Raw genomic sequence first — 11,562 nt, 5'->3', positions numbered from 1 at the left:
CGCGAGGCGGTACGGACATGGACATGCAGCGCCTCCCTGGGTTGGTGTCGCGTCGAGTTGCCCTATATCCGAGAGCCAGGGAGGCGGCAAGGGCCGCATCGCAACAGCCTTGAAGGACAATCCGGCAATGCCGCTGACCCATCTTCGCACCATCCCGATCCTGCGCAGCTTCGACGAGGCCAAGGCGCGCGAATTCTATGTCGACTGGCTCGGCTTCGCCGTCGACTGGGAGCACCGCTTCGAGCCCACCGCGCCGCTCTACATGCAGGTGAGCCGCGCCGGCATCGTGCTGCACGTCTCCGAGCACCACGGCGACGGCTCGCCTGGCGCGCATGTGCGCGTCGAAATCACCGGCGTGCGCGCCTACCATGCCGAACTCATCGGCAAGGCCTACAAGAACAACCGCCCCGGCCTCGAACGCCCCGAATGGGGCGGCACCGAATTCACCGTCATCGACCCCGTCAACAACCGCATCACCTTCGCCGAGGCGGATGCCGGCAAGGAGTGAGGCCTCGCTGTCCAGCTCCCACCACCAGGTGTCATCCCCGCGCAAGCGGGGATCCAATTCAATGCTGGCGCAAGGGGAAGCATGGGTCCCCGCTTGCGCGGGGATGACACCGGGAGGATATGCAACTCGGCGTCCCATACGCCCCGATCGCCGCCCCTCGTGCCAATCCATTGCCCGCGTAAATCCCGGCAGCGATCTTGCCGCTCTTGACCTCGCCCCGGCGACGCGCCATTACCCGCGGCGAAAGGATCCTGCCATGGAAAAGTTCACCCAGCTCACGGGCGTCGCCGCGCCGCTGCCGATCATCAACATCGACACGGACATGATCATTCCCAAGCAGTACCTCAAGACCATCAAGCGCACCGGGCTCGGCTCGGCGCTGTTCTCCGAGATGCGCTACAACGAGGACGGCTCGGAGAACCCCGATTTCGTGCTCAACAAGCCGGCCTACCGCCACGCCTCGATCATTGTCGCCGGCGACAATTTCGGCTGCGGCAGCTCGCGCGAGCACGCCCCTTGGGCGCTGCTCGATTTCGGCATCCGCTGCGTCATCTCCACCAGTTTTGCCGACATCTTCTACAACAACTGCTTCAAGAACGGCATTCTGCCCATCGTCGTCACGCCCGAGCAGCTGAAGCTGCTGATGGACGACGCCGAGCGCGGCGCCAACGCCACCATCTCGGTCGATCTCGAGGCGCAGACCATCCGCGGCCCCGATGGCGGCTCCATCCATTTCGACATCGACCCGGCACGCCGGCACGTGCTGCTTGAGGGCCTCGACGACATCGCCGCGACGATGAAGGAAGGCGCCGAGATCGCCGCCTTCGAGCACAAGCTCAGCGCCAGCCGCCCCTGGATCTAAGCGGAGTCGGCCCCACCGGGGTTTTTCACGTCGGCAACGCGCATCTGGTGGTCTTTGCCCCCACCCCCTGCCCCTCCCCGCAAGGGGGAGGGGAGCCCGACTGAAACATCCGAGAACGCGGTTCCATCGCCCCCTCCCCCCTGCGGGGAGGGGATGGGGGTGGGGGGCCTCAGCCACCGGACATGCCTCCGCTCAGGCTAGAACCCGTAATCCAGCACCGTCAGCGTGCGCACCCGGCCGCCGTCGATCCATTCGATGGTGCTGTCGACATGCATGCCGATCAGCGCCGCGCCCACCGGGCCGAGGATGGTGACGTTGCCGCGCTCGCCCCACGGCCGGTTCGGATAGGCCAGCCGCCCGATCCGCACCTGCGGCTCGTCGTCCAGCCGGAACAGCACGTTGTGGCCCATCGACACGCCGCCCCGCTCCCAGGGCTGCACGATCTCGGCGCGGTTGAGCTCGCGCTGGAGATAGGCCGAGACATAGGGCAGCCGCTCGCGCGCCCCGGCGGCGAGATGCAGCACGCGCGCATGGTCGTCGGCCCTGATGACGATGTCGGGCAAAGGCAGCGACGGAAACACCGGCAGAGGCTCCTCGGATCGGAGCCCATAGTTGAGCGGGCGACTCTTGCCTCGTCAATAGACTGACTGCCTGCACAATGATCACATTATGACAGCTTTGTTGACCTGAATGGATGGCCATGCCACACAGTCTGCCGCTTGTCTGGGCAAGCGGCACAATTTCTGTTCAGGGGACACAAATATGACGGAAGAGACATTGCTCGACCGCGCGCTGGTCCGGCTCGAAGATGCAGCCAGCCATCTGCAGATCGACCCGGACGTCATCGAAAAGCTGAAATATCCGCGCGAGACCACCAAGGCCCGGCTGCTGATCCGCATGGACGACGGCTCGCGCAAATCCTTCGTCGCCTGGCGCTGCCGCTACGACGACACCCGCGGCCCCACCAAGGGCGGCATCCGCTTCCATCCCGACGCCTCGGTCGAGGAGGTGGAGACGCTGGCCTTCTGGATGACCTTCAAATGCGCGGTGATGAACCTGCCCTATGGCGGCGGCAAGGGCGCCGTGCGCGTCGATCCGCGCCAGCTCTCCAAATCCGAGCTCGAGCGCCTGTCGCGCGCCTACATCCAGGCCTTCGCCCGCACCGTCGGCCCTGACCGCGACATCCCGGCGCCCGACGTCTACACCAACGCCATGATCATGGGCTGGATGGCCGATGAATACGGTCAGATCGTCGGCAGCGTCTCGCCGGCGGTGATCACCGGCAAGCCGATCGCGCTGGGCGGCTCGCTCGGCCGCAACGACGCCACCGCCCGCGGCGGCTATTACCTGGTGCGCCATCTCGCGAAGGAGCTCGGCCTCGAAGGCCGGCACACCGTCGCCATCCAGGGCTTCGGCAATGCCGGCCAGTATTACGCCGAACTGGCGGCCGCCGACGGCCATCTGGTGGTCGCCGTGTCCGACTCGACCGGCGCCATCGCGAAGCCCGACGGGCTCGACGTGCCGAAACTGCTGGCCGGTAAGCAGGCCGGCAGGCGCGTGACCGACCTTGCCGCCGAGCTCGGCGCCAAGGTGATCGACCCCGCGGCGCTGATCGCCGTCGAGGCCGATCTGCTGGTGCCGGCCGCGCTCGAGGACATGATCACTGCCGACAACGCCGGCACCATCAAGGCCCGGGTGCTGCTCGAGCTCGCCAACGGTCCGGTGACCCCCGATGCCGACCGCATCCTCGCCGAACGCGGCATCGTGGTGCTGCCCGACATCCTCGCCAATGCCGGCGGCGTCACCGTCTCCTATTTCGAGTGGGTGCAGAACCGGCAGGGCTATTACTGGGACCTCGAGGAGATCCACGCCCGGCTGCTCAAGATCGTCGAGCGCGAGGGCCGCGCCATCTGGATCATCGCTGCCGACCGCAAGGTGCCGATGCGCACCGCCGCCTATATCCACGCGCTCGGCCGGCTGGCGAGCGCCATCGAGGCGCACGGCACGCAGCCCTTCTTCGTCGGCTGAGCCGGCAGGGCCCGATCGCACACCCGACGGGGCCGGCAGCGCTGCCGGCCCCGTCGCACATCCGCCGTCTTGCGCGCCCGGGGCAAATGCCCCTATGTGCGGCCAGCGCGAGCACACCCAAATCTTTCGAGGATCGACATGGCCACCCACACGCTCTTCCTGCTTCCCGGCGACGGCATCGGCGTCGAGGTGATGGCGGAGGTCGAAAAGCTCGTCGCCTGGCTCAATGCCGAGCAGAAGACCGATTTCGCCACCGACCGCGGCCTCGTCGGCGGCTCCGCCTACGACAGGCACGGCGCTGCCATTTCGGATGCCGACATGCACAAGGCGCTGGCTGCCGACGCGGTGATCTTCGGCGCCGTGGGCGGGCCGAAATGGGACAAGGTGCCCTACGAGGTGCGCCCCGAGGCCGGCCTGCTGCGCCTGCGCAAGGACCTCGGCCTGTTCGCCAACCTCCGCCCGGCGATCTGTTATCCCGCCCTCGCCGACGCCTCCTCGCTCAAGAAGGAGCTGATCGAAGGCCTCGACATCCTGATCGTGCGCGAGCTCACCGGCGGCGTCTATTTCGGCGAGCCCAAGACCATCACCGACCTCGGCAACGGCCAGAAGCGCGCCGTCGACACCCAGGTGTACGAAACCTACGAGATCGACCGCATCGTGCGCGTCGCCTGCGATCTCGCCCGCACCCGCCGCAAGCTGGTGCATTCGGCCGACAAGAAGAACGTCATGAAGTCCGGCGTGCTGTGGGACGAGGTGGCGCAGGCCGTGGCCAGGGATTACCCCGACCTCCGCTTCGAGCACATCCTCGCCGACAATGCCGCGATGCAGCTCGTGCGCAATCCCAAGCAGTTCGACGTGATGGTGACCGACAACCTCTTCGGCGACGTGCTCTCCGACGCCGCGGCGATGCTCACCGGCTCGCTCGGCATGCTGCCCTCGGCCTCGCTCGGCGCGCCCGACAAGGCCAGCGGCAAGCGCAAGGCGCTGTACGAGCCGGTGCACGGCTCGGCCCCCGACATCGCCGGCAAGGGCATCGCCAACCCCATCGCCATGCTGGCGAGCTTCGCCATGGCGCTGCGCTATTCCTTCGGCATGATCGAGCTCGCCGACCGGCTCGAGGCGGCCATCGCCGCCGTGCTCGACGACGGCCTGAGGACCGGCGATATCGCCCAGGGCGGCAAGTCGATCGGCACCGAGGCGATGGGCGCCGCCATCCGCGGGAAGCTCGCGGCTTAGCCCTCGTCGAGGGTGAAGATCCAGCTCAGCTCGCTGATCTCGCCGACGAGCACGTCGAGCACGATCTGCTTGGTGCGGTGGAAGCCGAAATAGGCCGACTGCCGCACCGAATCCTCGATCCGCATCTCGCCGCCTTCCCACAGGAAGTTCCACACCGCGCCCGAGGCGAGACGGAGCTTGACCATGTCGCGCGCCGCCTCGACCTGCGTCTGGTGCGCGAGGTGGAAGCGGATGGCGCAGGCGCCCGACATGCGGCCGCGCGCCTTCAGCATGCGGTCCTGCCCCATCAGCGAATTGCCCTCGGCGAGCAGCGTCAGCCGCCGCTCGAGCACCACGCCAAAGCGCTCGGCATAACCATGCGTGCGCATGACCAGCGAGTGGTCGGCCTCCTCGGTGCCCATGTCGGGGTCGCGCCCGACCCGGACCACGCGGTGCTTGAGCGGCCCGCGCAGCGGGATGGCCGCCGCGCTCAGCGCATTGATGGTCGGCGCCGAATGCGCGATGCCCTGCCGGAACAGCAGCTCGCTGTCGGGCATGTCGGCCGGGGCGGGGCCGCAATTGCACACCACCAGGTCGCGGCCGTGGCTGAACTCGAAGGCCAGCGCGCTCGCATGCATGTGGCGCGAATAATCGGGCGGCGGCACGAGGCCGGAATCGGCGACCACGATCGAGCCGCCCCAGATCAGCCGCCCATAGCCGCCGGCGGTGCCGGTGGAGCGCGCCCGCGCCGGATTCTGCGCCTGCACCGAAACGATGACGTCATGCGCCATCTGCCCGGTGCCGTTGAAATACGCCGCCTCGCCGGTGCCGAGCGAGATGGCGTCGAGCGCCACATGCATCGAATCCAGCACTTCGTTGAGCTCGTTGCGATAGGTGTCGGACTGCCGCAGCAGCGCCTGGCGCAGCGTCGTGAGCTCGACCATCAGCATCAGCTGCACCTTGGCCGAGCGCGAGCGGTGCAGCCCGTCCTCGTCGATCTGCCGGTCGAGCAGCGCGTTGACGCGCTCGAGCCGCGCCGCGATCTCGGTCTCGCGGTCCTGGTCGCACAGCGCGACGCCGAGCAGCGCGATCGCCGCCATCAGCCCGTCCACCGGATCGTCGGCGAACGGCGCCCGAAGCTTCAGCGACTGGATCTGCGTGCCCAGCGAGCGCGCGATCAGCGCCGCATCATCGGCATTGGCGCCCTCGACCAGGATGTTGAAATGCCTCAGCCAGTTGAGCACCCGCCGCGCCGTCAGCGACAGCCCCCAGACCATGCGGTCGAAGCGCCCGTCGCGGTCGATCCAGTCGAGCGCCAGGCTGCGCGCGAAGCCGCGTTCCTCGTCGGTGCGCGCATCGCGGAAATGCCGCAGCCAGTCGAAGGCCTGCAGGTCGTCGAGCCAGTCGTCATGCACCATCTCGACCGCGAACGGCGACACGCCATGCGTATCCACCAGCTTGTTGGCGAGCAGGTAGCGGCCCTGCATCATCTCGAGCACGGATTCGCGATCGGTCGGGCGGAATTCGCTCAGCGCGCTGCCGTAGTCTTCGTTGCCGGGCCCGGTCCAGACCCAGCGGATCAGCGGGTTGCTGACGGCGAAGTCGGCGGCCCGCTTGGCGCTGCGGCGCGCAAGAAACGCTATCGGGTTTGCCAACCGGCCCTCTTAGACAATGCGTGCTGCCCGTCCGCTTCGCACCGGACAAAAGACGATATTCAGCGGCGCCGGAAGCGCGCAATGAAGAACCCGTCCAGCGTGCCGCCCTTATCCCCAGGAACGGTCAGCCCCGGATGGGTTCTGACGACGCCGCTTTTGCACACGGGTGCAACCCATCCGTCAAGCTCTTCCGCCACAATCGGTAAAGGCAGGAGGCCGAGCGACGCCGCCCACTCCGCCTGCTGCTCGCCCTCGTCCGGCTCCAGCGAGCAGACGCAATAGACCAGCGTCCCGCCCGGATTGAGGCAGGCCGCCGCGCGTTCGAGCATCCGGCGCTGCAGCGCCACGCGGCCGGCGATGTCGGCGGCGTGGCGATGCCAGGCGACCTCCGGATGCCGCCGGAAGGTGCCGGTCGCCGAGCAGGGCGCATCGAGCAGCACGCCGTCGAAGCCGCGGTCCGGCTGCCAGGCGAGCGCGTCGGCGGTCACCAGCTCGGCCGTATAGCCGAGCCGGTCGAGATTGTGCCCGAGCCGCTCGACCCGCGCCGGGTCGCGGTCGAGCGCCGTGACGGCATAGCCGGCCTTGAGCAATTGCGCCGTCTTGCCGCCGGGCGCCGCGCACAGGTCGAGCACCCGCGCCCCCGGGTCGAGCCGCAGCAGCCGCGCGGGGATCGCCGCCGCCGCGTCCTGCACCCAGAACCGGCCGTCGGCATAGCCCGGCAACTGCTCCACCGCGCGGTCGCGCTCGACCATCCGCACCGTGTCGCCCAGCACCGGGGCGGCATCGAGCCCCTCGATCGGCGCCTTGAGCGTGAGATCGAGCGGCGCGCCCTCGAGCAGCGCCCGGCCGAAGGCCTCGACCGCCGCCTCGCCATAGGCGGCGCGCCAGGTCGCCAGCAGCGGCGCCGGGAACAGCGTCGCGGCGCTGACCACGACATCGCCGCGCCGCCGCTGCGCCTCGCGCAGCACCCCGTTCATCAGCTTGATCAGGTGCTGCGTCCTCGGGTCGGCGCGCATCGCCTCGCCGGCGAGGAACAGCGCCGAATGTTCGCCCAGATCGGACAGGAACAGCAATTGTCCGAGGCTGAGCCGCAGCACCGCCTCGAACCGCCCGGACTTCTTCGGCAGCCCGCGCTGGAGCAGCGTGTCGAGCAGGTGCGTGATGGGCCCGTGATAGCGCAGCGCCGTCGTCACCAGCCGGTTGGCGAGCGCCCGGTCGCGCGCCTCGGCGATCTCGCCGGCGCCGAACGGCATGAAGCTCTGGCCCTTGAGGACGGTCTGCAGCCGGTCGGCGGCGACGAGGCGCAGCGCGAGGCCGGTCGCCTGTTTCTTGTGTGACGGCAAATCTCAGCCCCAGGGGCCCTTGCGCCCGGGGTCAGCACTATCCTCGAACTGCGGCACGCGCCAGACGCCGTGTCGCGCGCCGGGCGCGAACGCCGGATGCACCGGCGTATCGCCGCCGCCCGCGGACGAGCCCATTTCGCTCGCGATCTGCTGCAGCGCCGCGATGCGGTTTTCGACCGAGGGATGGGTGGCGAACAGATTGTCGCTGCCGATGCCGTGCAGCGGGTTGACGATGTATATATGCGCCATTGCCGGGTTGCGCTCGGCCGCGACGTTCACCGTGTGGCCGGCGCCGTTCGAGATCTTCACCAGCGCCGAGGCGAGCGCCATCGGCTCGCCCGAAATTTCGGCGCCGCCGCGGTCGGCGGCGTATTCGCGCGTCCGGCTGATCGCCATCTGCACGAGGCCGGCGGCCAGCGGCGCGAGGAACACCATCAGCAGCGCCCCCACCCCGCCCAGCGGATTGTCGCGGCGGTTGCCGCCGCCGAAGAACAGCCCGAACTGCGCCAGCATCGAGATGGCGCCGGCCAGCGTCGCGGTGACCGTCATGGTCAGCGTGTCGCGGTTGCGGATGTGGGTGAGCTCGTGGCTGATGACGCCCGCCAGCTCGTCCGGCGTCAGCATGCGGACGAGCGCGCTCGACACCGCCACCGCCGCGTGCTGCGGATCGCGGCCGGTGGCGAAGGCATTGGGCTGCTCGGTCTCGATGACATAGACCCGCGGCGTCGGCAGGCCGGCGCGGCCCGCCAGCGTCTCGACCATGCGGTAGAGATCGGGCGCCGAGCGTGGATCGACCTCGCGCGCATTCTGCATGCGCAGCACCATGCTGTCGGAGTTCCAATAGGCGAACAGGTTGGTGCCCATCGCCACCAGCAGGGCGATGAACATGCCGCTGCTGCCGCCGATGAAGTAGCCGACGGCCATGAACAGCGCCGTCAGCGCCGCGATCAACACTCCGGTCCGGAACAGGTTGGCCATGCTTGCCTCGACACACGAACTCTTGCGATCGTAAGATGGGGACCATGACCGATCCCGACAAGATTGCCGCCGATGACACGTCCGCAAGGCCGCTGAGCGCCGCCGCCCGGCGCGCCCTCGCCGAAGCCGAGGCCCGCCGGCAGCAGATCGACGCCGCAATGGCCCGCCGCCCGGCCGAAAAAGGCGGCCGCGGCGGCCTCGACCCCGCCCGCTACGGCGACTGGGAAATCAAGGGCCTGACCAGCGATTTCTAGGACTGCGTCTCGGTGGACGCAGCCATGTCCGGTGGTTGTGGCCCCCACCCTCGGTCCCTCCCCGCCAGGGGGAGGGAGGCGATGGAACCGCCATCGCTGATGCTTCAGTCAGGCGCCCCTCCCCCTTGCGGGGAGGGGCTGGGGGTGGGGGCCGCATCCGCCGGAGCCTGGTTCATTGCGATGCCGTCTCGCGGCAACTCACGGCACGCGCTTCAGCCCGCCCAGTCTGCACACGATGGCCCATTCGGCGGGCGTCACCGGCTGCACCGACAGGCGGGAAAGCTTGATCAGCGCCATGCTCTCGAGGCCGGGCGTGTGCTTGACCTGCTCCAGCGTCACCGCCTTGGGCAGCGGCTCGACGCCGACCACGTCGACGCATTCCCACACCACCTTGCCCTTGTCGTTGGGCGCGGCGGTCGAATCCGGATGCGCGAGCTTCACCACCTTCATGATACCCACGATCTCCTTGCCGATATTGGAGTGGTAGAAGAAGCTGAGGTCGCCGATCTGCATCGCCTTCATGTTGTTGCGCGCCGCGAAATTGCGCACGCCGTGCCACTCCTCGATCGGCTTGTTCATCAGATCGGTGAAGCTGAACACGTCCGGTTCCGACTTCATCAGCCAATAGGCCATCGCCATCCTCCTGCGATAAGAACGTTGGTCTAGGTTTCCCGTTTCAGCGGGCGCGACATCAGGCCGGCGACGATCCGGTCGATCTTGGTGCCGCCGCCGAGCAGCAGGTTGACCGCTTCGACCAGCGGCGCCTCGACCCCGGCCCGCTGCGCCAGCGCCAGCGCCACCGGCGCCGTGAACACGCCTTCCGCCAGCGCCCGCGGCGGCAGCTCGCCCTGTCCCAGCGCCACGCCGTGCCGATAATTGCGCGACTGCGTCGAGGTGCAGCTCAGCGCCAGATCGCCGAGCCCCGCGAGCCCGCCCATGGTCTCGGCGCTGCCGCCGAGCGCCACGATCAGCCGCGTCAGCTCGGCATAGGCGCGGGCGATCATGCCGGCCCGCGCCGACGCTCCGAGATTGGCGCCATCGACCGCGCCGGCGGCCAGCGCATAGACGTTCTTCAGCGCCCCGGCGAGCTCGACGCCCACCATGTCGCGCGCCGCATAGAGCCTGAAGCTCGGGCCAGCGAGCGCCGCCGCCACCGCCTCGGTGCCCATGTCGGACTCGCCGGCGAGCGTCACCGCCGTCGGCCGCCCGGCGGCGACGTCGACGGCGAAGCTTGGGCCCGAGAGCACGAATGGAACGGCGTTCGGCGCCATCTCGGCCAGGATCTGGCTTTGCCGCTGCAGCGTCTCGTGCTCGAGCCCCTTGGCGGTGAGCACCACCGGCTCGCCCAGATTGCCGAGCGCCGCGAGCGCCGCGCGGGTCGCCTGCGCCGGCACCGCGAGGATCACCAGGTCCGCCCCCGAATAGCGCGGCGAGGCGCTGATCCGCGGCGACAGCCGCTGCAGGCCCAGATGCTTGCGGTTGGTGTGGGCGACGTTGATCTCGGCCAGCACGTCCGGATCGCGGCCGATCAGCGTCACCTGCCGTCCCGCCGCCGCCGCAGCCTGCGCCAGCGCCGTGCCCCACTCGCCGGCACCGATCACCGCGACCCGCTCAATCGGCATGCCCGAGCCCCATGTCGGCGCTGTCGAGCGGCCAGCGCGCTTTGGCGGCGACGGTGAGATCGTCTGCCTGTCCCAGCGCCAGCCGCTCGGCGCCGGCCCACGCCACCATCACCCCGTTGTCGGTGCACAGCGGGATCGGCGGCACCACCAGCCGTGCGTCCAGCGCGTCGGTCACGGCGCGCAGGCCCGCCCCGATGGCGCGGTTGGCGGCAACGCCGCCGGCCACCACCAGCGTCGGCGGCACCCCGGCGAGCGCGACGCGGAAGCGCGCGAGTGCGGCGCGCGCCCGCGTGGTGACGATGTCGGTCACCGCGAGCTGGAACGAGGCGCAGATGTCGGCGACGTCCTGCTCGCTCAGCGGCGCGATGTCTTCCGCCGCCAGCCGCACCGCCGTCTTCAGCCCCGAAAACGAGAAATCCAGCCGGTCCTCCTTGAGCAGCGGCCGCGGCAGGCGGAAGCGCCGGGGATCGCCGGCCGTCGCGCGCCGCTCCACCTCCGGCCCGCCCGGCACGCCGAGGCCGAGGAGCTTGGCCACCTTGTCGAAGGCCTCGCCCAGCGCGTCGTCGATGGTGGTGCCCCAGCGCTCATAGGCGCCCACGTCCTTGACCAGCACGAACTGGCTGTGCCCGCCCGACACCAGCAGCAGCAGATAGGGGAACTCCAGCCCGTCGGTCAGCCGCGCCGTCAGCGCATGCGCCTCGAGATGGTTGATGGCGAGCAGCGGCTTGCCCAGCGCCGCCGCCAGCGCCTTGGCCGTGGTCAGCCCCACCAGGACGCCGCCGATCAGCCCCGGCCCGGCCGTCGCCGCGATGCCGTCGAGTTCCGCCAGCCGCACGCCCGCCTCCTCGGCGGCCCGCCCGATGATGTGGTCGAGATGGCTGACATGGGCGCGCGCCGCGAGTTCGGGCACCACGCCGCCATAGGGCGCATGCTCCTCGAGCTGGCTGCGCACGACATTGCTCAGGATCGCGCCATGACCAGACAGATCGTCACGGTCGACGATCGCCGCCGCCGTCTCGTCGCAGCTCGTCTCGATGCCCAGAAGCCGCATTGCGCCGGCTTTCGCTCCAGTTTAAGGCGTGCCCTTCGCTAGAGCG

The 11,562-nt window shown here is 69.3% G+C and carries 12 protein-coding genes; 5 read left to right on the top strand and 7 right to left on the bottom strand.

Going from position 1 to position 11,562, the window contains the following annotated elements; genetic code table 11:
• Nucleotides 1-127: 127 nt before the first annotated feature.
• Together BGO82_RS01045 and leuD are read left to right on the top strand one after the other, a co-directional pair.
• A complete protein-coding gene (locus tag BGO82_RS01045) occupies nucleotides 128-508 on the top strand; it encodes a glyoxalase superfamily protein (RefSeq protein ID WP_291303686.1) in 381 nt (126 codons plus the stop codon).
• 256 nt (nucleotides 509-764) lie between these two features.
• Complete coding sequence (gene leuD / locus BGO82_RS01040; protein ID WP_291303685.1) at nucleotides 765-1,370, top strand: 3-isopropylmalate dehydratase small subunit; 606 nt, start codon at nucleotides 765-767, stop codon at nucleotides 1,368-1,370.
• A 197-nt stretch (nucleotides 1,371-1,567) separates the two neighbouring features.
• On the opposite strand, the gene BGO82_RS01035 is transcribed toward leuD, so the two are convergent.
• Nucleotides 1,568-1,951 (bottom strand): nucleoside diphosphate kinase regulator, encoded by a 384-nt coding sequence (locus BGO82_RS01035; RefSeq protein WP_291303684.1) that lies wholly within the window; start codon nucleotides 1,949-1,951, stop codon nucleotides 1,568-1,570.
• A 181-nt stretch (nucleotides 1,952-2,132) separates the two neighbouring features.
• Between BGO82_RS01035 and BGO82_RS01030 the strand changes: the two genes are divergently transcribed.
• Nucleotides 2,133-3,398 (top strand): Glu/Leu/Phe/Val dehydrogenase, encoded by a 1,266-nt coding sequence (locus BGO82_RS01030; protein WP_291303683.1) that lies wholly within the window; start codon nucleotides 2,133-2,135, stop codon nucleotides 3,396-3,398.
• Nucleotides 3,399-3,536: 138 nt separating this feature from the next.
• Nucleotides 3,537-4,634 carry a 3-isopropylmalate dehydrogenase gene (gene leuB, locus BGO82_RS01025; protein ID WP_291303682.1) on the top strand — a complete coding sequence of 366 codons (1,098 nt, stop codon included), beginning with the start codon at nucleotides 3,537-3,539 and terminating at the stop codon, nucleotides 4,632-4,634.
• On the opposite strand, the gene BGO82_RS01020 is transcribed toward leuB, so the two are convergent.
• Genes BGO82_RS01020 through htpX form a run of 3 tightly spaced genes read right to left on the bottom strand, consistent with a single transcriptional unit; the run spans nucleotide 4,631 to nucleotide 8,589 of the window.
• On the bottom strand, nucleotides 4,631-6,268 hold the full coding sequence (locus tag BGO82_RS01020; RefSeq protein WP_291303681.1) for a heparinase II/III family protein: 1,638 nt from the start codon (nucleotides 6,266-6,268) through the stop codon (nucleotides 4,631-4,633). The genes leuB and BGO82_RS01020 overlap by 4 nt on opposite strands.
• Before the next feature lie 59 nt (nucleotides 6,269-6,327).
• Nucleotides 6,328-7,611, bottom strand: coding sequence for a transcription antitermination factor NusB (locus BGO82_RS01015; protein WP_291303680.1), 1,284 nt, complete (start codon nucleotides 7,609-7,611; stop codon nucleotides 6,328-6,330).
• Between the two features lie 3 nt (nucleotides 7,612-7,614).
• Nucleotides 7,615-8,589 (bottom strand): zinc metalloprotease HtpX, encoded by a 975-nt coding sequence (htpX, locus tag BGO82_RS01010; protein ID WP_291303679.1) that lies wholly within the window; start codon nucleotides 8,587-8,589, stop codon nucleotides 7,615-7,617.
• A gap of 44 nt (nucleotides 8,590-8,633) precedes the next feature.
• Between htpX and BGO82_RS01005 the strand changes: the two genes are divergently transcribed.
• Entirely contained in the window at nucleotides 8,634-8,843 is a 210-nt protein-coding gene (locus BGO82_RS01005; protein WP_291303678.1) for a DUF1674 domain-containing protein, read from the top strand.
• 198 nt (nucleotides 8,844-9,041) lie between these two features.
• Here the strand turns inward: BGO82_RS01005 and BGO82_RS01000 are convergent, their stop codons facing one another.
• The 3 genes from BGO82_RS01000 to tsaD are packed head-to-tail and all read right to left on the bottom strand — an operon-like array spanning nucleotide 9,042 to nucleotide 11,516.
• Nucleotides 9,042-9,476, bottom strand: coding sequence for an EVE domain-containing protein (locus BGO82_RS01000; protein WP_291303677.1), 435 nt, complete (start codon nucleotides 9,474-9,476; stop codon nucleotides 9,042-9,044).
• Between the two features lie 29 nt (nucleotides 9,477-9,505).
• Nucleotides 9,506-10,465, bottom strand: coding sequence for an NAD(P)H-dependent glycerol-3-phosphate dehydrogenase (locus BGO82_RS00995; RefSeq protein ID WP_291303676.1), 960 nt, complete (start codon nucleotides 10,463-10,465; stop codon nucleotides 9,506-9,508).
• Nucleotides 10,455-11,516, bottom strand: coding sequence for a tRNA (adenosine(37)-N6)-threonylcarbamoyltransferase complex transferase subunit TsaD (gene tsaD / locus BGO82_RS00990; RefSeq protein WP_291303675.1), 1,062 nt, complete (start codon nucleotides 11,514-11,516; stop codon nucleotides 10,455-10,457). The genes BGO82_RS00995 and tsaD overlap by 11 nt, the downstream gene beginning before the upstream one ends.
• Nucleotides 11,517-11,562 lie beyond the last annotated feature (46 nt).

The organism is Devosia sp. 67-54, from assembly GCF_001899075.1.
Lineage (GTDB): Bacteria > Pseudomonadota > Alphaproteobacteria > Rhizobiales > Devosiaceae > Devosia_A.
Note: the sequence above shows the minus strand (reverse complement) of the source record. Positions and strands in the feature narration are given on the sequence as shown.